Raw genomic sequence first — 25027 nt, forward strand, 5'->3', positions numbered from 1 at the left:
GGTTAGAGAATAGTTGCTTTCTACGAACTGTAGTAACGTGAGAAGTGTTGCGCCCCGCCCGACGCAGAGTCACTTGAATACCGCAAGCGCGGTTTTGAAGCTGTTTTGGGCACAGAGTTGCAGCAGAAACTCCGGCCGTTCGTCAACGGCGCGACTGGCGTCTACTGCCCAGTTCCCTGCCGCAAATACGCATAAGCGAGATCTTATAAATAGACAGTCCAGTCATGCACAGTCACTCCTCCGCCGCTGGCCACTTGGAAGCGAATCCATCTTCTCGCGCGATAGAGATGAGAGAATTCAAATCGAGACGGTCGCTCGCCGGCTCTACCAACTTCTAACTGCGCGAAATCGCATTCAGAAGAACGAAGCTCGCACCCAGATGGATGTGCGTTGGGCGAGGACCGATCAGGAGTATCTTGCTGCGGCCCAACAGTTGAGCGAGATGCTCCTGTGTCCACTGGCTGGGGTGCTAGCGAAGAAACGATTGTTGATCGTGAGCGACGGCGCATTGCAATTGGTTCCAGTCTTTGCTCTGCCTGGGCCCGGAGCAACTACAAATGCGCCGCTGATCGTTGACCACGAAGTTGTGAACCTGCCATCGATCTCGGTGCTCGCAGAGCTCCGGCGATAGCATATGGGGCGGCGGAAGCCCACCAAAATGGTCGCCGTGTTGGCCGATCCGATCTTCAATCGCGAGGACGAGCGAGTCACGCGAAACGGCCATCATCCCAACCCGATATTCTAAAGATCAGTCAAGACTGTCGCATAGCGATTGAGGAATTCTTGCACCTCGCTGGTTTAATCACTTAACCCTACCGTCGCCTCATTTTCCCGGCACGATTGTACGGAGCGCGGGAGGTTGCTCAAGGCTCTCCGCTTCGCTCCGCCCGCCGACGCGGCGCACACAAACGCGCGGCCTTGACCAACCTCCCTTATGCGCTCCTGTGTTGCTTCCAGCTAAGGGAAAATGAAAGAGAAAATGAAAAGGGGTTGATACGGGATCGCACAGACGTTTTTACAAGCGTTCTGAAAACGGGATACTGCGGGGCTCATCATAGTAAACGGAAGTCTGTAGCCACGCGACCGGATGCAGAATTGCTCAAACCCGCCTCCTTGGAAAATGTCGGCCAACTTTCCAATGCAGAGCGGACCTCCTTCAGCAGATCCACGGGCCGGCTTACGCTGAAGCGTTCTGCCTCCAACAGAAGGTCCTCGCGTGCAATCTCTTTGAAGTTGCCATTGATGCTCATCAGGTGCTGGTAGGTCCATTCGCCTCTTGGGTTATAGGCATGAGTCACGTCATATGCCGGAGCGAGTTCCCAGACTCCCCCTTGTTTCAGACGAAAGGCAAAGTTCTTCGCGTGATCGTCACAGTTCCGCGCCATCACATTGAATGCCATACGCCGGAACACCTGCTCCAACGCTCCATTGCCCAGATGGAGGCGTGATACAACCATGAAGAGTTGCGCGTAGGAGTGCGTGCCACGTTGCTTGAAATCAAGATGGTCCATCGCGCACAGTGTCTGGACATGGTGCTTAATTGTTTCTCCGTTGATCACTTCGCGATCAAATCGGCGAGTCATGAAATGTGCTCTTGCATTCTCTTCGAGCAAGCGACATTCAAACATGTCGATACCAGCGGCTTTCGCCATTAAGTGGTATGCGTATTCGATTCGCCCATAGTCGACTCCAGCACCCAATTCGGTAGTGGGTCATTTTGAAATTCCGCAGGACTGACGGGCTATGGCGGTAAGGCGCGGGATGTGGCAGGATAGGGGCTATGCCAAAGCGCTCAAGCAAGAAGCCGGACACATTCCAGAACGCATTGCGCGTCGTGGAAGAGGCCATTGGAGGCCAGTTAAAAAAGAACCCTGCTGCTGTGGCCCTAGGACGACGCGGAGGACTTAAGGGTGGCAAGGCAAGGGCTAAGGGCATGTCGCCAGAGAGGCGCAAGGAAATAGCCCAGAAGGCCGCGAAGGCCCGCTGGGCTAAGCAACGGCGCTCTCAGAATCTTCATCAATGAAAACATCGGCAGAGAGCTTGAAATAGACGGAAAGGCGCTTTACGTGCTTAAGGGTTAAGCCACGTGTCCCTTTTAAGGTTTCGGATGCTACGCTTTCAGTCTCGAATATCGCCGGGACTAAATCTTTCTGTTTCAGTCCTTGATGTTCCATGAGGTATTTGACCGCCTCGATGGCGGGGGTTTTCTCGTTGTCCCTGAAACGCTCTTTTTCGTATTCCTGAATGAGAACTGTAAGTAGTTCTGCGAGCTTTCCTTCTGCTTCATTAAGCTCATCACGAACCAACAGGTCAGAGAGCTTTTTAAGCATCTCTCTGTACTGCTCATCGCGATGCGCTACCTCTGGCTGGGTATGTGCCAGGAGAGCTCCATAATCAAGCACCGCATTCATTTTTCCACCCGTCCCTATCATAATCGGCATGTTTGAGAAACGCTTTAACGATCACAGTTGATCGGGCGTAATTCACCAGCGCGATTAAGCGAAAATCATCATGTTTAATGTCAAAAACGACGCACTTGCCAACTGGATCTGGAGCGTTGAAATGTTGCTTAAGATCTTCAAAGTGTCTCCAGCTTGCGCCATCTGTAATCGTTTTCCATCGCACTATACCGGGTCTAGCGAATGGGTATCTCCGCTTTGCATCTTCCAGTATGTCGATTCCGAGCACTGTCATTAGTAAGAACGCTTCGCGATATGCGAAGTTGCGTATCGAGGGAGATAATTCTTCGCATCCAGCGAAGCCAGAACTTTATTCGCAAATCGCGAAGAAGTCAATGATTTTAATGTTTGGTATTCGTGGGGAATAATCCACCGTCAATACAGTAGCACAAAACTTCGCAAATTGCGAATTATTTCTTGACATTGCATTACCGCTCAAGCATTATAGGTATTGTTATGAATCGCTTGAGCACAGAAAAACGCAAGCAAATAGTGGCCTCTTTGGTCGAGGGTAATTCAATTCGTAGCACCTGCCGTATGACTGGACGCTCCAAAGGTGCTGTTCTGGCGTTACTGGCTGAGATTGGTGAAGTCTGCGCCAAGTACCACCATACTGCCGTGCGGAACAATCGATAGATCTCCCGCTACTAGTTTGCGCGCATTCTCCACAAGGGATTTCATCTCAAGCGGGGCAGCGCTCTCACTATGGGAGCAATGCGCGGGTTTGAACTCCAACGCGCCCACTCCTCGTTTTCCCATGTACGCTAGGCGGTCCAGCGGAGTCATTTGGCTCTTTTCGAAACCGCGCTCAGCCATCCAAGCATCGATGAGTGCGTTGCCAAAATCGTCCGGCAATGCATCAGCGAGCATTCCCGGCAGTCGATGAAACGTTGCGTCAGGAAGATTCGGGAAGGCAAAAGCGGTTCTTCTGTCATCAAGCGGCAGAGTTAACGGCGCTAACTCAATCCCAGTACGTCGCCACTCCGGTTCATATGCGAACGCATAGTAGCCAAGTCGGTCATCAAGAGCCACAGCGCCAACTCGTTTTCCCCAAACTCGAACTACAATGACACGGACATGTTTCATTGGCTACTTCTTTCGCTGCGTCCGTGATGTGCGTACACGCTGCGGGGCCTTAGCCGAATGTAGCAGTGCGAGTGGATTGACAGTCACGTCGGGCGCGAGCATCTCGATTCCTTGCAGTGAGTCCAGCGCCTTTAGAGTTCTGAGGAGAGTTTCTACCGTAGAACCTCGTCCTGTCTCCAAGTTTCGGAGTGCCTTCTCGGAGATTCCTGCTTTGTCCGCCGTCGTGAGCTGAGCCATATTGCGCGACAAGCGCAGCTTGCGTATGCGTTCGCCTACTCGCTTGGCCTTGCCGCGAGAAACCAACTTTCCGCGAACAAATGATCCTGCCCCTTGGTGAAGGCGACCTCTTTCGCGCATCTGCAACATGCCATCCCAGCCAACGCGCTTGACGCCCGGCCCGATGTGCTTGTTCCAAATGTCGCGTTCGCTTAGGTCCTTCTTGTCTTGCTTGTCTTGGTTCTTTCGGAGTTTCAGCTTCTAACTATTCCTACGTCCGCTGGCTCAAGGTTGAATTTTTGGTAGCACCGATTGGCCCGTTTATTTCCTGTTCAAGCCTATTCAGTGTTTCCATGATTTTGCCGAATGCCGGCGGCTCACCAAAGATCATCACACCCATGTTCCGGTAGTCACGTTCCAACGCCGCCACACGATCCTCCGTCGGTATGAGGCGGAGGCTTCCGGGCCGCGCGAAGTCGTAGCGAGCCCATGCGGAAGGATAAAAGGTCTCTTTGTGCTTCACAACCTGAGCCAGGAGCGTCATGTCGCTAAGCGCCTCGGCTGGGATCGCCCCTTGGGCCATCATGGCGACATCATAGTAGTGCCGCGAATACCGATCAGGCAGTGCCTTTTCCTGTGGACGATAGAATTCGGCATGGAGGATCGTCGCCTTCTCCCAAAAGGTTCGCTTGGCGAGAAGAGCAACGACACCAACGTCACCATCGGTAACCACATTCGGAAATTCTTCGGCAGTGAATGAGCGGATCGTGAAACGATCGTGGGGTACAAATTCTGCGTGGGTTCCAAGCTCTAGCACCACCTGCGGAACAACGTAAGCAAGGTTTGTGGATCCGGCCGCGGGATAACGAAATTGGACCACATTCGGGTCTTGATTGCTCAGATCGAGACTCCAGGTCTTTTCCGTTCCGAGGATCTCCTGACACCTTGTCCTTAACGCAGTCAGGAACCCGCCGAATCGCTGGCCACGCTGGTGCATGAACTCGCCCATGAAATGTTGCACAGAGCCGAACGGCGCACCCTCACGACCAAAGCCGTCCGCGAAACAGAAGCCGAGGCCGTGGCCTTCGTGGTTTGTCACGTGCTGGGGCTTGAAACCGGAACCAGTTCGAGTGATTACATCCAGCTCTACCACGGCAATGCAGCATTGCTTACGGAGAGTTTGGAAGTTGTCCAGCGCACCGCTTCCGTCATCCTTGGGGCCATTGGCCCCGAGGATGTGCAGACGGAAAAGGCGGTGCAGCAATGAACGGCGCCAGCGGCCTTTCCGCAGTCCAGCAAGTCCGCAGAATGCGCGGGGGGGCGCAGTCACATCTTATGCGCGCTTCCGATGGCGGTTTCGTCGTCGTCAAGTTTCAGAATAACCCGCAAAGTGTGCGCGTACTGGCCAATGAATTCTTGGCTACCCGCCTTGGTTTGTACCTTGGACTTCCCATGCCCGAGGTTGCGGTCATCGAAGTGTCGGATTGGCTCATTGCCCAAACGCCTGAATTGCGGATGCAAAATGCAGGGAATGAGACGCCGTGCAGCAGCGGATTGCAGCTGGCTTCGCGCTATGTTGCCGATCCCGAGCAGGAGATGGTATTTGATTACCTGCCCGAGGCCCTCATGCTGGAGAAAACCCGTGATCTGGCCAATGCTGGTTTTGGACAAGTGGACAGGCAATGCCGACGGACGCCAGGCCGTGTTTACCAAGCGAGTCCATGCCCGGAAATATGACGTTCACTTCATCGACCAGGGCTATTGCTTCAATTGCTCCGATTGGGATTTTCCCGACTCACCCTTGCGGGGAGTCTATGCCCGCAATTGCGTCTATCAGCAGGTAACAGGCTGGGACGCTTTTGAGCCTGCATTGAGCCGGGCAGAGCAGATGGATTGCGCCGACCTGTGGAGCCTCACCGAGGGTATGCCAGAAGAATGGTGGTCTCGTGGTGACGCCGACGCTGATGCTCTGCCGCGGTTAATTGAGAGCTTACACAGCCGCCGTTCATCGATCCGAAACCTCATCACGGCTTTCCGCAACTCCTCCCGCAATCCCTTCCCCAACTGGGCCGGCGACTAGCAGGCCACAACTAACCTAGAAAATAGTAAAGAGGAGCACCCGAAGGAGGGTGCTCCTCTTTGTCTTTCCAGCCTCCCAAAAAATCCGAGGGGCGCTCGCCGCCCCCTCGTGCTCCCCCGGCCCGACAATGGCATATAATCTCATTTGCCACAAATGCTATGAGCCCATCACTGCCTCCCGAAGTAGTCCGTGCCTTTATCGATAGAAAGGCAATTCTATGGGTCTGCCAAAAGTACGATCTCAATAGCGGTGAGCAGCCACACGATTATGATCTCCCAACGCCGCAGACAATCGCGCGTTACCGCAAATTCCCTGACAAAATTGACAACCAGATTGCCCAGTTGTATTGGGAAGCCATTTGGTTGGAGGGCGCGGCAAGCCCCCTTTTACAAACATTTCGCGCCTCAAGCGCTCAGGGAAAGGAGAACCGCCCGGTCGTCCTGCTAGCGAGTGCATCGGACACACAAGCAAGAGTGCCAGTCGAGGAGTTTCTTCCGATCCGAGTCCTTCCGGGAGTAATTGATGCCAATGCACCACTTGACGCCCAATACGGTGTCACAAAGGGAAGAGTTCGCGAGAGAACTGCGTGGGATCTCGCGTCACAGCTCGACCAATACCGCGGACGGACTTTGGTCGTTCTCGGTGCAGTAGGAGAAAGCGATCTAGCCAGGCTCTTCGAAGTTCTTGAGGATACGCCAGCGTTAGACCTAGACGTCCTCATCGTCGGCCCTGGACCAACAGCAACCGGGAATCAGCCCATGCTCGCTGGGGTACGTGTAGTTTGGTTGAATGGTGAAACCGCTGAATTACTGAAGGCGATTAGTGATGCGGGCGCACCTTCCTCAAGAGAGCTTCCCACTTGGGCGATACGTCTTGGTAAAAAGACACTTGCGCTTTCTGGAAAAGATGTTCGACATATTCTGACGAAGTTCGCAATCATCACCGAGAGGGACACCATTCCTCCAACTTCATTCGCGCTAGATGATTTGCAGCAATTCCTTGAGGGGGATCTGTCGAACTGGAAAGCTTTTGGGGTTGCTCTACCTGTGGAACGGGGATACCAATCAAGTGCGGGACGATCATTTGCCCTGGAGGTCGAACAAACACTGCGGCAGATGGAGGGGAAAGACTCTGAGACATCCACATTCGTACTCCAATTGCCTGCGCAGGGCGGGTCGGGTGCCACAACCCTCCTACGCGCTGCAGCATATCAGTCCGCACGCTCTGGCTATCCGACTCTAGTGCTGAGACCTGACGAGGTGGACATCGATCTCGATCATATCTTGGCATTCTCAGATGTAATAACAGATGGCGCACTGACATTGGGGCTGGATGAAGTACCTCCGCTTGTCGTCGTCACAGATGTTGAGCACTCCTCGATTCCAAGTATCAAACAAATTTCTCAATTACTCGCTTCTCGAAACAGGAAAGTCCTGCTGATTCAAGGCATTCAAATTGATTGGGAAGACAGTCTTCAGGAGAAGAGAACAAAGAGATTCGCCAGACTGGCTCCGCTCAAAAGTCATGTTGAAGCGGGAGAGATATCGAGGTGTGAGGCAGCGTTTCAATCTTTAGCAAAGAGATGGGACTTGCCAATTGAGGCGAAAACAGAGGATCAATGGAGCGCTTATGAATCGGCAACGCGCTGGTATGACCCCGGCAGCCAGAAACAGATATCGTCCCTGTTTTGGGTGGCGCTGAGATTCTTTGTTGTTGAGGCATTCGATATTGACCAACGACAGCGTGCTGAGGACGCTGTCGGTAGGTGGATACAGAAGCGAACGGATAAAGTTACCGACGCCGGCATGAAGAAACTGCTGGACTACGTCGCTGTTCTTTCGTCTTTTAGAATCGTGAGTCCAATGTGGACTGTTTTGAGGCCTATCACTGGGGGAGCATTTTCCTCTTTGATAGTTGATGCGCTCAGGCAGACCAGGGATATTGTGGTTTGGGGCGATTCCGTTGAAGAGCTAGGTGACCAAACACTGCGGTTCCTACACCCGGCATTGGCTGACGAATATCTGCGTCGAAGGGGTATTCGGGACATTGCGGACAAAATCAATCTCCTGAGCCCAGTGATTGCCTCGTTATCCGGTGGCCATCAGGGAGATATATGGGTGGCAGAGAGTTTCGTAATTGATGTGCTTGTACCCGATTATCTGGGCCGCAGGCAATTTGATTGGGATTGGAGGCTTGATTTCTTCCGCCAGATACCTCCGTTTATTCGAGATCAAAGTAAGCTCATACTTCATCACTGGGCGAGGTGTCTGTATCAGTCAACCGACTCACCAAAATTGACAGAGGATCAAAAGCGAGAGCGTTTCGACGGTGCGATTGAAAAGTTAAAAGTAGCCATTAAGCTTCCTCGCAGACCTGCCAGAGATGAACACCCCAGCCATCTATACAACACTCTGGGCACCGCATACGCACGATACGCACGATTGCTGGAGGGAATTCGCGGGCAGGAAGATAATGCGCGAAATTCATGGAAGGAGGCCTCTAGTGCGTTTCAGCAGGCAATCAATGTCGGTGGTGGCACTAACCTTGAAGCCCTACTTGGTTTCAGCCTAAGGCTAATTGACCATGCCGAGCATCAAGCAGGTTCTCGACTAGCCCCCGAGCATGCGGACGACGTTGCATATGCCTTAGATTTAATTGACGAGGCGGAGTTGCTCTTGACTGATGCCGCCAGCCCTGACCCTGAACTCGAAGAGAACGTTGTCAAATACAGGGCACGAGCACTGAATTGGCTGCAAGTTGGAGCCGGCTTGGACTATTTGCGGCGCCTCCAGCAGACCGATAGCTCTGATCTTGGGTTTTACTGCGAGGCCCAACTAACGCTAGGGGGCACTCCCAGCGATAGCGCCTCAATTGAAAATGCCCTAAGCGTTCTGGAGAAAGCAGAGGCACGCGGTGTTCAACTCTCTCCTAGAAGTCTGCGTCTGCGCCTGAGTCTTCTTCGACGGCACCCAGGCGAACGATTCAATTTCGCCTCACAGAAGGAAATCTTACAGGCCCTTGAAACGAGGTTGGGATACCAGCCTCGCCCTCTTGAACTGTTCTACCACGCCGTGCTTTGTTATCAGCTTGAAGTCTTCGTCGAAGGCGCTGAACGATTTCGCAAATTGCGAGACAAGACCGCTCGCTCTGGCAATACACCCCCTCGGGTTCGTGAGGTTTGGAGGGATCGCAAGGATCCAACACGTGCGAGAGTAACGCATATCAAGGTGACGCGAGTTATGGGCGATTGGAGGGGAGAAGCATTTGCACCTGAAATGGGTCAACGCATGCCGGTACGGCCGCGTCAATTCAGTCCGGCACTAAAAATGAACGACGTAAGTGAGTGCATTGTCAGGTTTGAGTTCTCGGGGCCATTGGCTATCCCTCGCCGTCTAGAAGAAATCTCAGAACGAGGCAGCAAGCGAGTACGCTGACGTGACCCTATCTCTCTGCTCGGTTCAGGATCAGGCTCGTAGCCTCATCTATAGTGCTCTCGAAAACGCGAGTTCTAGGCTGCCCTCCATTCTATTGATCGGCCTACCCGGAATCGGGAAACATACAATTCTTGAGGAAATCGCTGCTGAGCTTCAACTCGACATTGTTGAGCTACGACTCAATCAGCCAAGCAGATACGTCCTTGAGCAGCTTTTTGGCACTCGCGTCGAGGGACCGACCGTGCCAGAAGACGAGGCCTCTGGAGGCGTGTTAGGCAAGGACGCACCCACGCTGCTCCATCTTCGAGGGCTCGAAGATTTGGAGCCGGGTTTGCTCCATGTGCTTGCGCGAGTATTGACTCGACGGAGGTATTCGGATGCTCACGGACGTGAGCGTTCAATAGGGGACGAGCTTTGGATCATAGCTACCGTGTCAGTGAAGGCGGGAGCTTCAATCGGGCCGGAGCACTGGATATCCACGACCTTTGACCACCGGATCACTGTTGCCGAACCCGTGCTAGCAGAAGATCTGCACCTCGTGTCGGCTAACATTGCGGCTAGCCATGCCGCTCCCCATGAAATCGACAAGAATGTGGGAGAGTTCTTCGCGCAGCAGCCCGCAATCCCCGAGAATCTGCGCTCGATTCGACGATGGATTGAGGCAGCTTGTTCAACTGTTGTTACTGATCAGCCCATCTCCATAAAAGCGCTCCGTGAAGCCATGATTGACGATCTTCAATGGGTAATAGCAGGCCTCATCTATCGCGGCACGCCCCTAAGCGCACAGCACGTTCGCAGATGGCTCAATCAATTTCCGGACGAACTTCGGCCTATTGGCGTCCACTTGATTCGCGAGGTGGCTGGTCGATACTTTGTGGCGTGGCCACTGTTTCACGAAGGATTGGCAAGACTTATTTCGGACTCAGGCATATCTCCGGGCTCCGCAGTAACCTTCTGTAAATGGCAGGCAATGGGGAAGAGTGCGCCGTGGATAGCACACGAAATCAAGAACCAAGCGCGTTGGAAGATCAATGAGGACGTCGATCTCTCTGCTCACGAGAGCAGCTGGCCAGCAGTTCAGGGCCTGTCCCCTGTATTTGTGCTGGCGGATGATTTTGTTGGCTCGGGAAAAACCCTCGGGCGTCTGTGTAAGGGCCCGCACAGCCCACTGATGAAACTGGCGGCGCGGTACCCTGACGCCCGGTTCGTCATTCTGGTGTTCGCGGGCTATCAGCGTGGTATCCAGAACGCGACGCAGACTCTTTCTCGCGCTCTCGGCAAGCGTTTGCGGCTCTTGACGCATAGAACATATAACGAAGAGGATCGCTGCTTTAGCGCACAAAGCCGAATTTTGACTACCGAACGGCAGCGCCGCAACTTGCAACAGTTCTGTACTTATGTCGCAAAGCATCACTATCCAGGCTTGGCCAGACGCTTCATTTTCGGCTTTGAAGACACAGGAGGCATTGTGGTCTTTTTCAATACCGTGCCGAACAATACGATTCCGTTGATGTGGCACGACCAAGGCACATGGGTACCACTGTTTCCCTCGTCTGGACTGCCGCTTGAATAGACTCAGCAACGTGGCTATGGGAGAACTGTTTAGGTTGCTCAACTTTCGGGTCATGGCTCTGTCCGTCAAGGGTCCAATGGCGAGCTAAGTGTCAATGTCGCCGAACTGCAGGATTAATCATGGTTGACCCTTGGCACAGGATGTTCACTCCACCGGTTTCCGCCAGATGGCGGCAACCTGTGCACTCCCTCAACGCACTGTTGCACCCATTCTCGTGGATGCAACACAACATTTGCAGTTGACTTAGAGATGCTTTGTATTCAGAATCCTCATTCCCAGGGAAGGAAAGTGCCCGATGAGCCGCCGAAACAAGCTGCTTCTCAGTGTCGTATTGTTATCGCTGTCAACGTCCTGGCTCAGTTCTCTATGGCCGGTTTTGAAGTGACCTTACATGGCCGCTCTTGGGTGACCCCCGAGGCTACGAGCAAAAGCCTTATGGTCGAGCTTAGGCCGGCTTCTTTCTCGAAATTAGCCCTCCAATTGCACCGGCAAGTAACATCAATACGCCGATGAATGTCAAAAAGAAGGGGCTAGTCAAGGCACGTCCAATTGTTACGGGCGTCTCAAGGCGGCCAATCTTGTCGTTCGCCTCGTCGATTTCTTTACTTAACCTTGTAAACGCTAAGACTGTGTCTGCGCGTTTGTTCAGTTCCTGCAGGTAGTCTTCCAGAGTCGCCTCTTGCCTAGCTTGGTTCTGAAGCGCGTCTTGCAGGGACTTGAGTGAGTCCCTAGCCGCGCCGAGGTTCTTAAGGTCGTTGGAGTCTAATTTTTCGAGAAGAGCATTGACCCGCCTGGTTGCGTCAGCCTCGAGTCCGTTGACTTGATTGGAAAGGTTCGCTACATCCCGTGAACTGAGTGCGACTGACTGCTTAAGAGAGGCGACAGACTGGTCGATTTCGGTTTTTGCCTGGGCAGCGTGGTCACTCACTGTCTTGACCTGGTACGCGCTTACGCCTACGCCCACGCCAACGAGAGCGGCCACACCGAACAGGGAGAAGAAAACGAATCTTACGACGCTCGAGCCCAGAAACTGTTCCGTGGCCCTGTTGACCATAGCGTCCACTTGGCTATCTCGGTCGTGTGCATTGTTGCTCGTCACAACTTTCCTCCTTTTCATAATGCGGTCATGGATTCTCCCGCGGTCCCTAATGGATCGTAACAGGCCAGCGGCACTCGTCACAACGAGCCTTCAGCATCGTTGTCCAACCTAAGCAACCCTAAATGAATACATGCTTCCGGAACAGTGAAGAGTTGGAACGCGATCCACAGCTCATCAGAATTGTGCAGTGGGCCTATTGAGTTGAAGCCCGTTCGGTCGTTCGTAATTGGCTCTGGGTCCAGAAACGGGCTTCTCGGAATTGCCAAGGTCGCGTGTTGGTCTTTTAATCCACCCTCCCCGCAGCTTCCGCCCAGTTAGGTAGACGAGGGTTCGATGGGGGTTCGATAAGAGCATCCAGCCGTTCCCAAGGGTACTCAGAAAAGCCATCCGTGCCTTAGAATTTCAATGGGTTACGCTACAACGCAGCCCTGAAAAGGCTGGCGTCGGCGGTTCGATTCCGTCCCTGGCCACCATCTTTTCAACCACTTAGACAAACAAAAAACAGCATTTGTGTTCCGAAATGTTCCAAACTTTCGGCGTGGGCGGGGTTCGTCTCAATGATTTCCAGTCCTCCCGAAAACGGCACAAGTTCTAGAACCACCGACGTTCACTCTCAACGGACACGCGAGCCATCATGACTACGATCCGCGAATAGACAAGAGCAGAGCATATTGAGTAACCTAACCTGCTAGATTCGGCTTGCTGGCATCCCGTTGACAGTCGCGCCCAAGCCGGAGCGGCCCCCACGCATGGCGTTCAGCATTTCTGCAACTCTGTCACAAACGGGGCCAGCCATGTTGCAGGCATTACAGCTAGACAATTTGTTTTTGTTCAGGAAGCGATCTTGCAAACTAAAAGTGTTTCGGTCATTTGCGCTGGTTTAATGATCTTTGCTACTGCGGCTGGGCAGATGGCCGCCGGTCAGTCCTCGCAATCATCTTCCGGACAATCTCAGGACACACCCTCTCAGCAGATGCCCGGCGTACAACTGCCGCCACGCCCGCCGCAGATCACCAATCTGTCGCCGGAAGGCGATGGCCGTGAGCGTGATCGAGAGCTGTCTCCGGAAGATCGCAATTTACCGCGCTATTCGCAACCAACGGCTTTGGTTGCGCTGCCGCCCGAACCCGATATCGAGTTCCAGGAGATGATCGCCGGCTCGCTCGGCTACCGTCTGCCGATTTTCGGACAAGATCTTTTCCGCAACGTGCCTTCGACCTTCGCGCCCCTAGACCGCGTGCCGGTCACGCCCGAATACGTGATCGGCCCCGGCGACGAACTCCTGATCCGCGCCTGGGGTCAAGTTGAGATCAACGGCCGTGCCGTGGTTGACCGCAATGGGACCATCTACCTGCCCAAGGTCGGCACTCTGACCGTGGCCGGGCAGCGCTACGACCATCTCCATGACTACTTGCAGACTGCCATCGGAAGTATGTTCAAGAATTTCGAACTCAGCGTGACGATGGGCCAGTTGCGCTCCATCCAAGTATTTGTGGTGGGCCAGGTGCGGCGTCCGGGCGTTTACACCATCAGTTCGCTGAGCACGCTGGTTAATGCGCTATTTGCTTCCGGCGGGCCTTCCAAGCGCGGATCCATGCGCCGCATCCAGCTTCAGCGCCAGGGAAAACCAATCACCACCTTCGATCTCTACGCCCTGCTGGTCAAGGGCGATAAATCCAGGGACGTGGCGCTGCTGCCCGGCGACGTGATCTACGTGCCACCGGTGGCGCGATTGGCGGCCCTGGCCGGCAGCGTCAACGTCCCGGGAATATTTGAACTGCAGGAGCACGATACGCTGGGCGATGTCATTGGGTTTGCCGGAGGCCTCACCGTCGCCGCCACCGCCGAGCACGCCACCCTGGAACGCATCGGCGACCATCGCATCCGCAGAGTCGAAGAGGTTTCGCTGACCAGCGAGGGGCTGAAGCGAGAATTGCAAAGCGGAGACCTGGTGCGCTTCCTGCATATCTCGGCGAAGTTTGAGAACGCCGTCACTCTGCGCGGGAATGTGGCCATCCCGGGCAGGTATGCGTGGCACGCCGGCATGCGCGTACATGATCTGATTCCCAGTCGGGATGCCCTGATCACCGAAGAATATTGGAAGCGGCAAAGCCGGCTGGCCCTCGATCCTACGGGCCAGAGTTTCAAGACGATCGAAGAACAGAGAGCTGAGAAGAAGCAGCAGACTCAGCAAACGGGGCAACCGGCGCAACCAGGACCACTGGGAGGCCAAACCGCACCGCTCGAGCAGTCCGGGCAATCCGGGCAATCCGGGCAATCAGAGAGGCGCTCCGTGAATGGCGACGCCCAGCGTGATCGAGCGGAAGAGATCAAAAACGAAGTCAAGCGCTCCGCCGCGGAGATCAACTGGGAGTACGCCGTGGTCGAGCGCCTCGATCTGGATACTTTGACAACAGAGTTGCTGCCTTTCAACCTGGGCAAAGCAATTGCCGGGGAAGAATCCCAGAACCTGCCTTTGCAATCCGGCGACGTGATCGTCATCTTTTCTCAGGCCGACCTGCAGGTGCCCATCGCTCGGCAGAGCAAGTTCGTGCGCATGGAAGGTGAGTTCCAGGCGGGAGGTGTCTACCGCGTGCAGCCGGGCGAAACACTGCGCCAACTGGTCAGTCGGGTGGGCGGATTCACGCCCCAGGCTTACCTTTACGGCGCGGAGTTCACGCGCGAATCCACGCAGAAAGACCAGCAGAAGCGGCTGGACCAGTACATCAATGAGATGGAGAAGACCGTGGAGCGCTCCGCCGGCGGGTTGCGCGGGCGCACCGGCGACGAGGCGGCTGCCGAAAGCCAGGCCCTGGAAGGACAGCGCCGCTTGCTGGAGAAATTGCGGCTGCTGCGGGCTGCCGGACGCATCGTGCTGGAGTTAAAACCAACAGGGCTCCGGGCCAACGCTGACTCCATCGAACAGCTTCCCGACCTGGTGCTGGAAGACGGCGACCGGCTGGTTGTCCCCTTCCGTCCCGCCACCGTGGACGTTATCGGCGCCGTCTACAACAGCAATGCCTTCGTGTTCAAGCCGGGAAAGACCGTGTCCGACTATCTGCGGATCGCCGGCGGCGTCACTGCCAGCGGAGACCGCGGGCGCGCGTTCGTGATTCGCGCTGACGGGTCAACGGTCGCCGGCAAGGGACACCGCGGTTTGATCGGCAATGACTTCGGCAGGCTAAGGCTTGAGCCGGGCGATACCATTGTGGTGCCGGAAAAGTTGAACCAGGGCGCCGTCCTGCGCGGGTTCAAGGACTGGACCCAGATCATCGGGCAGTTCGTCCTCGGCGCCGCCGCCGCGAAAGTATTGTTCCCGTAGGTTACGAGCGACTCCCAAGAGAGTTGGGGTTGGCGGGCTTCTTATGTTCTTTCAGTCAGAGAAATCGCGTGCGTGAACAGATCAATGTACTCTTCACGGGTGCCCGGCAACTCAACGAACTCGCGGGCGAAGCGGCGCGCTCTCTCTGACATCTCCGTGAACGCTGTATTTTCCATGTCCACACAGGATTGGAGAGCCTGTCTCCAGCCGGACAAATGGTCCAGCGGCAGCGTCCACCCGACGCCCTTCTCCTGGAGTTGCGACCACGGAGTCTGGTCGCTGATGACCACAGGACAGCCGGCGCCCAGGGCCTCAAGAATCACGTGGCCAAAATTTTCGCCCAAGGTTGGCAGCACGAACAGATGATATTGCCCCAGAATCGCCTGGACGCGATCAGGAGCCACCGGCCCGCGGTAGCTGATCTTCACATTGGCCGGGGCCTGCTTCATGGCGTCTTGGCATTCAGCCCACAGCGCAGGGTCTTCCAGCGGCCCGTAGATGTCGAATGTGATGTCGCCGCGCAGACCGCAGGATAGCTCAATCGCAGTGCGGGGATTCTTCATCCGCGAAATACGCGCCAGAAACACGATTCGCGCGCTCCCCGGCTCTTTCCGTAATCGTACGTTGGCTGGGCTTCCATGCAGCATGCCGGGCACGTCCGGCGCGACGTGGATCACATTCCGGGCCAAGGCCACTTTGCCGCGCGGTTTGTCGCCCTTTCCCGCCAGCGCGCGCTTGATCTGCTCTGCTTCCTGCTCCGTGGATGCCTGCCAGAGGACTTGGCGATAGAGGAATGGCAACGCCACCTTCATGTAGAGCCACTTGCGGCGCCTCTTGATGCTGCGCGCCCCCTGGGAAAACTCACCGCGCGGGGCCAGCACCACGGCGCACCGCGGAATCAGTCTCAGCCAGCGCAGCAGCAAGATGCGGATGCTGATGCGAGAGAAGAAACTGTTGAGATAGATGATGTCGGGCGCGATCTCCGCGATTCTGCGCCGCAGGCTCCTCAGCGAGAGGTTGCCGGAATAGTACACCTGGGCCGCGCCGATCTTTGTCCACGTACCGAGCGGAAGGGACGGGTACGGCTGGGTGTCGTGCAGGTCGCGATCGCGCGTAACAATGAAAAACTCAAAATCCTCGCGCAGCAGTTCCACCAGGTTGGAAACCGTGCGAACCGGCCCACCGGCCTTGAAGCCGGGCAGATACCAGTCTATTGTCGCCAGGATTTTTGTCATTGCCGCCTTGCATGTGCCGGCTGGGCGGCTTGCGATGTGCCACCCGCATCGGTTTCGGTTTCGTCGCCGCCGGTCACCAGGCCTGCCAGTTCCGCCAGCCGGGCGTCATGGGAATAAAGCTTCTGCACGCGCAGCCTGAGTTCTTCGGGGGCGTGGGCCGGCAACTTGCCGGAGACGAAGGCCGCCACCACGTCCGCAATGCCATTTTCATCCGCCGACCGTGCCAGCCAGCGCGGCTCGAAGTTGCGCAGCATCTCCGGGATCGCCGCCACCGGCGTCGCCAGCACCGGACGTCCGCAGGCCAGCGCCTCCAGCGCGATAATGCCGAAGCATTCAAGTTCGGCGGTGGGCAAGACAAAGGCGTCGCACGCTCCATACATCATGGGAAGCTCAGCAGCCGGCACCCGGCCCACGAAGCGGACCGAGTCACCCAGCTCCAGGCTGATCGCCAGTTGCTGAAGTTCCTCACGCAGCGGGCCGTCGCCGCCGACGATCACCTGCATCGCCTGGCCCTGGTCGCGCAGCCGGCGGACCGCGCGGAGGAGCCGGTCCAGCCCCATGCGTGGCACCAGCCGGCGCAAGGTGAACAGCACCGGGACATCCAGCGGCCAGCCCAGAGATTTTTTGGCCGCGTCGCGGTCTTCGATGATGCGGAATTCGTCCAAGTCTACCCAGCCGGGGAAGACCCGCACCCTGGCCGCGACTTCCTCTCCATGGATCCTGATCAGTTGCTGCCGGGTAAACTCCGAATCTGACGTTACCGCCGTCGAGCGCACCAGGCACTGGCGCTCCATGCGCCTCACCAGCGGCAGGCCAAATGCGCGACGCACCCTCCCAGCCAGCGTACGCCGCGGCCAGCTGATCTCCATCTCCATGCTCACCGGGGAATGCACGCTATAAAACGTGCGCGCGTGATTTCCAAACAGTTCACAGGCAGCCAGGTAACTCAGGGGCGCGTGGCCGTGTACCACTTCCACCCCGCCGGCAATGTGCCTGCGCATTGCGTCCTTGGCGGCCCGCTGATGGCCCCAGGCCCTGCGCGGATCAGCCAGATGGAAATCCCGCAGCGGATAGCGCAGCAAGCTGAGTCCGTTCACCTGCTCGAACTCCGGCGAAGCCGCGTCAACCGACGGCGCCAGCATAAAGACCCGATGTCCGGCCGCGGCCAGGTAGCGCGCTTCGTCATACGCAAGACGTGAGGAACCGCTAGGCCGGTCCGTGTAGTGCTGAATGCTGGTGATGAGGATGTTCACGGCAATCTGGCAATTCTTGTGGCTGGATCTGGGCCCCCTTCGCGCACCTTCGTGGCTTCAATGTAAAGGCTCTCGTCTCGGCGCTCGGGGATCTCGATCTGCTCGATGCCGGGGATTGCGCTCACGCGGAACTCGCGTACATGCGGGTTGTACCCGGTTTCACTCATGAGATGCAGGAGCGATCTGGCATCAAACATTTGCTGATGATGCGCGCCTGGGTGAAACAATCCTCTCACCGTGCTTCTTAACATCAGTCGGTCGATAAAGGCGTGCGAAGCAAGGGGAGAAGGATCTTTGAGATACCCATCAACGAGTTTGCTGAGGTCAGGAACTGCGACACGGATAATGCCGGAAGGTTTCAGCGCCCGATGGCAATTCTTAAGGAGGTCCGAGGCCGCTTCATATGAAAAATGTTCGAAAGTGTGCGACGAGTAAATGTAATCGATGCTCTCCGCAGCAAACGGGAACCTTTTGAGGACGTCAATCCGTCTAACATCCCGCGGCCAGGGAGGAGCAAATCGCCTCAGTACCGGAATACGGGAAATTGGAATAGTGGGCGAGTTGTCAATGTTAACCCAGCCCGCAGCGCCGGATAAGCCACAGCCTATGTTCAAACCCGAAAATGACATCTCCGCCATATTCTAGCGCGTCTCTTGCCAATCCCAAGATGTTCACGAATCAAGGCCACCTAGGCCCGCTGAGGAACCGGCATCCGGCGCAGGACCACAGGGGAAGTCCGCGGCTTGAGCGACCCATAGGCTGCCCAGCCGATTACGGAGAGTGCGACGATGGTCTTCATGAGCGAAGTCCAAAAGGGGAAAGCACCCGTTTCCAGCCAGAAGCAGGTTAGAAGGAGGACTGAGTACTTGAGCACCTGGTACTTTGAAACCACACCATTCAATGAGTTTGTAAATCTCTGGGCAAAAAGACCGAGTACAAACATACCCACTACGATTCCGGGTAACCCAGCATAGATGTAGCAGTCGCCGATATATGGTAGGTTCGTCGCGGTTGCCCTTCCTTTTCCGAGAAGATCGCTGAAACGCGCCGCTTGGTCCAGGATCGGCTTGGATGGCCAGATTACACGCGGCACAAAAGGATAGAAGGGGACCATCCACAACCGCTCATCACCATGAATCTCAGATGCCTTGCCTCCCATATTGATTAGCATGGCGAAAGTCGGCAGTGTATCGAAACGACTAACAGTGCTGTCAGAGCCACTTTGAAGCCAATCGCTGGAGCTCCCTTGAGTCTGTGACCCACTGGCAACCGCGAGACTCAGAGCCTGAGCGGCCGCCCCAAAATCCGTGACCTCAATCGCATAGTCTCCCCTTATCAGAGCACGATACGCATTGGAAAAAGGATAGATGATCACCAGTCCCAGAACCGTAGCAATAAGCCATTTCCTGGCTAATTTCCCCTGTTGAATCGTGGACACGAGAGCTACAGCGAGGAAATTAGTTAGCAAAATTATCTTCATGCCGGAAATCAGACCCCACACGCATTCAGAGAAAAACACGCCCCAGAATAACCATCGCGCCAACCGATTCGAGGGATCAGAAAACTTCTCGATGCCCAAGATCAGCAGGCTAAAGGTGGCAAACTGAGCGCCAAAGTTGAATAACTGAGCGTCGGCAAGGTTATCCCAGTAGACATCAAGTGATTGGGTGTAGGCGAAAAGCTGTGACTGCAGCAGGTAGAGCTTGCAACCAAAACCGACCGCATACATAACTAGGGCAACGGCAACGATTCGGCCGCGACTATTCTGCTCCCGTGTTATTACGGGCCGGAGGCGATGCTTGGGTTCTAAGACTTTACAGCCCGTCCAAAAAGCTACCATGCCTACGATCACCAAGAGAAGTGCGGTTACGAGGGAGCTCTCATCAACCGGAGTATGAGGGTCTAGTCTGTCTGGGTCGAAAAAAACCTCCAAAGGACCGAATCCGTAAGTCAAAAGCATGATTACGGTGACATAAACCGGCAGGTCAAAAATTCGGGCCAGTTCAAACTTCCCCGAACTCAGGACGTAAAACAGCGACAGTGCTACAAAGCAGGCTAGTAGCAAAAAAAACAATGTGGCAGTCGAGCTGCCAACGAGACTGATTGTCACCACGACCACCGCACACGCGGCGCCAAACGTGAGCGACTTGGATAAAATAGATCTCAATACATCCTTTCCGAACGCCCAACGATCCGCCTAATTCTACTTCAAGTTTTGACCCCGCTCCGGAGAACCTGAAGTTCCTGCACAAACCACGCTTGAAAGAAGCGGCGGCATGGGAATGCCGTGGCGCTCACCATGCCAGCGGATAAGCTCGGACATCCGACTGTCATAGGAGTAGGCAGGGACGCAGCGAGCGTGGCCGGCGCGGGCGGTTCGTTCACGCTCTTCCGGGTTCGCCAGATAATAGTCAATCTTTTCTGCCAATTCCTGGGCTGACTCGAAACATTCGATTTCTTTGCCTTCTTCGTATAGTCCCAGGACCTCAGGATTGCGCTCGTGCAACATGAAACCGCCGCAAGCGGGAATAATGTAGGTGCGGCTCGTGGTGTGATCGCCCTGCGACGCACCCTGGACTTGACCGGACATGATGGCCAGATTGATCTTCGCTGCCTGGATTGCCCGGGTATAGCTTTCACCCAGCAGCGGAAGACCTTGGACGCATCTCCGCAGTTCTTTCGTTCGGCAACGCTCCTTCCAGCCGCCTCCCCAGGTGCGCAAATTGAGATTTGGGCGCAGATGCAGCAGGCCTTTGACCGCCTCTTCTTTGTAGGCCGTGTGCGTCGCAATAAAGCTCACGTCGCACCCAAAATCCTGAATGTCCCTGGGGTCGAGCTTTACCATTTTGTGCAATTCGGGATCATAGCCGTGCGGCACAAAGCATCCGGCCTTCAATTTGAGCTGCCGGGACACGTCCTTATACCAGAAAGGCTTGGTATAGAACACGCAGTCATACTCGGGAAGCGACTGCGGAATCCATTTGCCATGGGAAAAAGCCGACGTGTCAGGATAGTAGTTGTAAAGGGCCGCTCCCCTGGCGCCGATGGCTTTTAAGGTATTGGCCAGAACAAAATTGCCTTTGAAGGCCAGCAATATGTCCGGCTTAAACTGTTCTGCTGTTGCCAGAATGTAGTCGTTGAATTCCCGTACCAGTCTGGGTCTTACCAGGCGGCCGACAACACGCGAGGCGAACAATCTCGGCTGCGGGAAAAAAGTTTGAGCGTCAACATCAAGGACGTTGCAGCCGAGCCGTCGCAGGGCCTCCGCACAAGACCGTGCGTTGCTGCCGTACCAGTTCTCGCCTATGAACAATATGCGTAACATCAATTTGACGGATTCCGGGTAGACATGGTTTCTTGTCGCGGCGCAACGGCCGCCAAGCAGGCCGCCAGCGCTTCAACATCCTGATCGTAACTCCAATGCTCGATGATGGCTCGCGACCTGTCCGCCATCTGCTTTCTCAAGGCTGTGTCCCGGACCAGCGTGGCCAGGAGACTGGCCAGTTGTTGCACGTCGCCATAAGGGAAAATAAAACCGTTCTCCCGGTCTTTGACCAGGTCGCCGCCCGCTCCCACTCTGTCGGAAGCAATCACCGGGAGGCCGAAGCACATGGCTTCATTCACCGTCAGCCCCCACGGTTCAAACTCTGACGGCAGGACAAAAATATCTGCCGCGGCGTAAAACTCCGGCAGCTCGCTCTGGTTCTTGAAACCGGCAAAATGAACGTTGCGAACGTCCTTTTTTGCTACATGCTCCTGGAGCGGCGCCTTGAGCGGGCCGTCGCCGACAAAGACCAGGCTCGCCTCCTGCTGCAACGGCGCGAAAGCCGTCAGCAGATCAAGGGGCCGCTTTACGTCCGACAGCTTGCCGCAAAACAAGATCACCGGCAACCCTGGCGGAACTCCGATCCTCTGTCTGACCGCTTCGCGCGAGCCGCGCAGCCTTTCTGCCGCGGCAAAGAAAAACGCGTTGTTCACCGCAAACGGCACGAGAAAGATCTTGTTCTCCGGCGCGCCAAAGCCCTTGTAGAAGTTTGCGTTGTGCGTCCCGATCGCCAGGAAGCCCCGTATGCACTTGAATAACGGGACCAGCACTGCTTTCTTCATGGCCCGCTTCCAAAGCGGAACCGGACGGAGAGGATTGCTGTCACCTCGCATCAGTATGGGAACCTTCAAAACCAGGGCGGCCATGATCGCGGCCCAGATGGTGCATGTTGCCCAGCCATGCACCAGCAGAGCGTCAAACTTTCCTTTCCGAATCTTGGAGACAATTTGCGGGTTGATGGCGCCCCAGAAGCCCGACGCGCCCGGCCGGCTCAGGTTGCGCAGAAATTGGAACTTGTATCCCTGAAGCAGATCAATGTCCCATTTCACTTCGCGCCCAAATCCTGAATCCATGTATGGCTTGGCCCCGCTGTCGGAACAAAAAAAGACTTCTACATCAAAAGCGGGATGCGCGCCCAGCGCCTTAAATAGTGGGTCTTGATACTGTATGACGTGAGAAGCCAGAATCGCCAGGCGATAGCGGCGTTCAGGAGCCGGTCCGTTGCCGGGCGCTGTCACCTGTCCCCTGGCGTCTTCCAGCGGTGCGACGGCGTTGCGGGTCATGCCGAGGTGACTCCCGGCAGGTCGGTGATCATCTGGCGCGCGGGCAGAACCAAGTCCCGAATCCTGAGCTGCAAGAATGCAACAGAAAGCACCAGCATCACCACGAAACTTACGGTGTACGCAACGCTGGAAACAATGGCGGCTCCGATGTAACCGTATCGCGGCACCAGCAACATGAGTCCGATGAAGGTGACCGCCAAGCCCACGCCCTCGGCATACGACGGCAATGAAGGCTTGCCCATGGCGTTGGCCCCGTTGTAAAGCACTTGATTCAATCCCAGCGCCACCATCCCGGGGAGAAGCAGCCGGCAGGCCAGGACCGACCCGGCGAACCTGGGACCAAGAAGGGTAGAGATGAGAATGGGCGCCGCAAAAAACAGCCCGCAACACCCCGCCAGCAACCATATCAGCGACGCGCGGAATGAGCGGCTGATGGTGTGTCTGGCCTGGGCGTCTGACTGGCCGGAGCCTCGGGAGAAAGTGACCAGGCCCGCGGCCGCCGGGAAGAAGCTCACACTCATGGCCAGGGCCACGGCCATCGCGTACAAACCAAGTTCCTGCGCCGGGATCAGCAGCGCGAGTATCAGCTGGTCCACGCGCTGATTCAAATATGAAGTCAAGTTGGCCAGGTGGGTTTGCAGCCCGTAGCCCAGCAGTTTCTTGCCGACCTCTGTGCGAAACACGAATGCGGGATGCTCACGGCGGTAAAGAAAAACCAGTCCGGCGGCGAAGGCTGCTACAAATCCGATGACCTGCGTTGCCACTACCGCTTGCAGGCTGAAGCGCCCGAGCGCCCACAGTCCCAGCAAACCAAACGTGTAGCAGGCCGGAGAAATCAATCGGACGATGTTGAAGCGAAGCAAATCGCCCGCGCCTTGCAACACATTCCCAGGAAGGCCACCGAGAAGCAGCGCCGGTGTGGTCATCAAAAAGAACAATCCAAGCCGCTGCACGCTGGCCGGGTAATGGCGAAGCAGCACAGGCATCAGCGCCAATCCAACAATTACAACCAGAAGAGACTGGATAACGCCCAGGACGCTGGCGGCCGTCCAGACCTCAGAGATAGAGTGCTGTCGCCTGCCGGTGTAGAAGACGATTGCCTGGTTCAGTCCCAGCGATGCGAAAAACACGAAGGCCATGGGCCAAAGCGTGATCGCTGCCAACTCACCCCGGCCTTGTGGACCCAGCATCCGCCCACTCACTAGACCAGACACAAGCCCCAGAGCAAGCATGGCGAACTGCGCGGCCACCGTTCCCAGAAGGGCAGGCCGCCTTCGCCACCAGACGGTGGGGGCAAGCGCATTCTCCGCGGGGAGCACGACTACGCCGTCACAAGTCGTCTCCTGGGCCAGACCTGATTCTGTTTTTTGGTCTGCGGCAAACTTCATTGTTCCCACATTCCTAGGACTCTCGCGCCTGTGAACGCCAAGTCAGCCTGGATCTGAGCAACTGCAGTGAAGCCATCGTGGCCGGATCAGCTTTGATACGCTCGCTGAAAAAAGCAAAAGCGATGGCCAGCAGGAAAGCCACGAAGGCGGTCGTCAACACAATGATTGCCCGCTGCGGCGCAGACTTCAGTTCCGGCGGCTCGGCTTTGTCCAGGATCTGGACGATGGCGGAGTCCCGTGCTTCTTCCAGCCGGGCGGTTTCGTATTGCCGCGACAGCAGTTCATACAGCGCTTCCCGGTACTTGACTTCGCGCAGGCTGCGCAGGTATTCGAGAGCGGCTTCCGGCACCTTTTTTACGGCGACGTCAACCACCGATTTGCCGTTCTGTCCGGCCTCCACGCGGGCCAATTCGGTCCGCAGGGCGGCCAGTTCGGTCTGTGCGCGGATGAAGTCAGGATTGCCGGGCGTGGCGTAAGAGCGCATGGCCTCCACCTGGGCCTCTTGCGCAGCCGCGCGCGCATGCAAGCCGGCAAGAAGTTCAATCACCACTCTGGACTGGCTATCCACCTGCAGGATGCCGGTCTTCTCCTGCGTTTGTTTCATGGCCAGTTCGGCCTGGGACAGCTCGTCGGCGGCTTTCTGCACTTCGCGCTCAAAGAACAGCCGGCGCTTGGCGGCGTCGGTTACCGCGAGGGTCCTGGTGAGCTTCTCCAGTTCCTCAACGTAGCCGTTGGCCAGGCTGGCGGCCCGGCGGGGATCGTGGTCGGTGACCGAGATGGTGATGCCGCCCTCGCGTCCGGAGGTGATCTGGCTGTTCGCCGCCAGTTTTTTGCGGGCGTTGACGCGCATTTTTGAGTTGTAGACCGACAAGAGGGAAAAACGGTCAACAATGGCGTCGGCGACGGTGCGGCTCTTGAGGATGTAGATGTAGACGTCACCCGGGTTGCGCAGGCCCAGGTCGCGGCCGGCGATGGCGGCCAGCGGCGTCAACTGGCCCAGCATCGAAACTGCCGACTGCCCCTGCTGCGGCGGCATGATCTTGGCATTGGCCGTATAACTCTTGGGCCACAGCAGGGAAACCACAATCGCCAGCACGGTGGCGATTCCCACAAAATAAAAGATGAATCGCTTCCAGTCCGCCAATTTAATGGCCAGTTCAAGAAAGCTGACCCGCGGCTCGGCAACCGCCTGCGCTTCCTGATCAGCTTGATATTCGTATTCTGCTTTTTCCTGTTCTGCCATCTTTGAACTACCGGGACACTAAGCGTAGCGT

Annotated in this window: 19 protein-coding genes and 2 pseudogenes; 6 read left to right on the forward strand and 15 right to left on the reverse strand. The window is 56.2% G+C overall.

The window, feature by feature from the left end:
- Positions 1-73 precede the first annotated feature (73 nt).
- Positions 74-631 (forward strand): CHAT domain-containing protein, encoded by a 558-nt coding sequence (locus LAO20_21815; GenBank protein ID MBZ5534076.1) that lies wholly within the window; start codon positions 74-76, stop codon positions 629-631.
- A gap of 421 nt (positions 632-1052) precedes the next feature.
- Here the strand turns inward: LAO20_21815 and LAO20_21820 are convergent, their stop codons facing one another.
- From LAO20_21820 to LAO20_21845, 6 genes are all read right to left on the reverse strand, one after another.
- Positions 1053-1652, reverse strand: coding sequence for a HipA domain-containing protein (locus LAO20_21820; GenBank protein ID MBZ5534077.1), 600 nt, complete (start codon positions 1650-1652; stop codon positions 1053-1055).
- Positions 1653-1988: 336 nt separating this feature from the next.
- On the reverse strand, positions 1989-2441 hold the full coding sequence (locus LAO20_21825) for a transcriptional regulator (protein ID MBZ5534078.1): 453 nt from the start codon (positions 2439-2441) through the stop codon (positions 1989-1991).
- Complete coding sequence (locus LAO20_21830) at positions 2395-2694, reverse strand: type II toxin-antitoxin system HigB family toxin (protein ID MBZ5534079.1); 300 nt, start codon at positions 2692-2694, stop codon at positions 2395-2397. The genes LAO20_21825 and LAO20_21830 overlap by 47 nt, the downstream gene beginning before the upstream one ends.
- Before the next feature lie 335 nt (positions 2695-3029).
- A complete protein-coding gene (locus tag LAO20_21835) occupies positions 3030-3545 on the reverse strand; it encodes a HipA N-terminal domain-containing protein (protein MBZ5534080.1) in 516 nt (171 codons plus the stop codon).
- Positions 3546-3548: 3 nt separating this feature from the next.
- Positions 3549-3902: a helix-turn-helix domain-containing protein gene (locus tag LAO20_21840; GenBank protein MBZ5534081.1), complete on the reverse strand. Its 354-nt coding sequence runs from the start codon at positions 3900-3902 to the stop codon at positions 3549-3551.
- 130 nt (positions 3903-4032) lie between these two features.
- Positions 4033-4770, reverse strand: a complete 738-nt coding sequence (locus LAO20_21845; GenBank protein MBZ5534082.1) for a nucleotidyl transferase AbiEii/AbiGii toxin family protein — start codon at positions 4768-4770, stop codon at positions 4033-4035.
- On the opposite strand from LAO20_21845, the pseudogene LAO20_21850 reads away from it, so the two are divergent.
- The 4 genes and pseudogenes from LAO20_21850 to LAO20_21865 all read left to right on the forward strand — a co-directional run bounded on the left by LAO20_21850 (position 4744) and on the right by LAO20_21865 (position 10848).
- A pseudogene (locus tag LAO20_21850) lies at positions 4744-5028 on the forward strand (DUF1738 domain-containing protein). The gene LAO20_21845 and the pseudogene LAO20_21850 overlap by 27 nt on opposite strands.
- Positions 5025-5841 (forward strand): annotated as a pseudogene (locus LAO20_21855) (phosphatidylinositol kinase). The pseudogenes LAO20_21850 and LAO20_21855 overlap by 4 nt, the downstream one beginning before the upstream one ends.
- 158 nt (positions 5842-5999) lie before the next feature.
- Positions 6000-9275 (forward strand): hypothetical protein, encoded by a 3276-nt coding sequence (locus LAO20_21860; protein MBZ5534083.1) that lies wholly within the window; start codon positions 6000-6002, stop codon positions 9273-9275.
- Between the two features lie 94 nt (positions 9276-9369).
- On the forward strand, positions 9370-10848 hold the full coding sequence (locus tag LAO20_21865; GenBank protein MBZ5534084.1) for a hypothetical protein: 1479 nt from the start codon (positions 9370-9372) through the stop codon (positions 10846-10848).
- A 445-nt stretch (positions 10849-11293) separates the two neighbouring features.
- On the opposite strand, the gene LAO20_21870 is transcribed toward LAO20_21865, so the two are convergent.
- Positions 11294-11947, reverse strand: a complete 654-nt coding sequence (locus LAO20_21870; GenBank protein MBZ5534085.1) for a hypothetical protein — start codon at positions 11945-11947, stop codon at positions 11294-11296.
- Between the two features lie 973 nt (positions 11948-12920).
- Here LAO20_21870 and LAO20_21875 point away from each other — a divergent pair.
- On the forward strand, positions 12921-15269 hold the full coding sequence (locus LAO20_21875; GenBank protein ID MBZ5534086.1) for an SLBB domain-containing protein: 2349 nt from the start codon (positions 12921-12923) through the stop codon (positions 15267-15269).
- Positions 15270-15310: 41 nt separating this feature from the next.
- Here LAO20_21875 and LAO20_21880 read toward each other — a convergent pair whose 3' ends face one another.
- From LAO20_21880 to LAO20_21915, 8 genes are read right to left on the reverse strand one after another with little or no spacing between them, the layout of a single operon-like run.
- Positions 15311-16504, reverse strand: coding sequence for a glycosyltransferase family 4 protein (locus LAO20_21880; GenBank protein MBZ5534087.1), 1194 nt, complete (start codon positions 16502-16504; stop codon positions 15311-15313).
- Positions 16501-17757, reverse strand: coding sequence for a glycosyltransferase family 4 protein (locus tag LAO20_21885; protein ID MBZ5534088.1), 1257 nt, complete (start codon positions 17755-17757; stop codon positions 16501-16503). Before LAO20_21885 ends, LAO20_21880 begins: the two co-directional genes overlap by 4 nt.
- Positions 17754-18395, reverse strand: coding sequence for a methyltransferase domain-containing protein (locus LAO20_21890; GenBank protein MBZ5534089.1), 642 nt, complete (start codon positions 18393-18395; stop codon positions 17754-17756). The genes LAO20_21885 and LAO20_21890 overlap by 4 nt, the downstream gene beginning before the upstream one ends.
- A gap of 50 nt (positions 18396-18445) precedes the next feature.
- Positions 18446-19924: a hypothetical protein gene (locus tag LAO20_21895; protein ID MBZ5534090.1), complete on the reverse strand. Its 1479-nt coding sequence runs from the start codon at positions 19922-19924 to the stop codon at positions 18446-18448.
- Between the two features lie 36 nt (positions 19925-19960).
- Positions 19961-21082 (reverse strand): glycosyltransferase, encoded by a 1122-nt coding sequence (locus tag LAO20_21900; protein ID MBZ5534091.1) that lies wholly within the window; start codon positions 21080-21082, stop codon positions 19961-19963.
- Positions 21082-22365: a glycosyltransferase family 4 protein gene (locus LAO20_21905; protein ID MBZ5534092.1), complete on the reverse strand. Its 1284-nt coding sequence runs from the start codon at positions 22363-22365 to the stop codon at positions 21082-21084. The genes LAO20_21900 and LAO20_21905 overlap by 1 nt, the downstream gene beginning before the upstream one ends.
- On the reverse strand, positions 22362-23753 hold the full coding sequence (locus LAO20_21910; protein ID MBZ5534093.1) for a flippase: 1392 nt from the start codon (positions 23751-23753) through the stop codon (positions 22362-22364). Before LAO20_21910 ends, LAO20_21905 begins: the two co-directional genes overlap by 4 nt.
- Positions 23754-23766: 13 nt before the next feature.
- On the reverse strand, positions 23767-24996 hold the full coding sequence (locus LAO20_21915) for a hypothetical protein (GenBank protein ID MBZ5534094.1): 1230 nt from the start codon (positions 24994-24996) through the stop codon (positions 23767-23769).
- Positions 24997-25027 lie beyond the last annotated feature (31 nt).

The organism is Terriglobia bacterium (assembly GCA_020072815.1).
Lineage (GTDB): Bacteria > Acidobacteriota > Terriglobia > Terriglobales > Acidobacteriaceae > Angelobacter.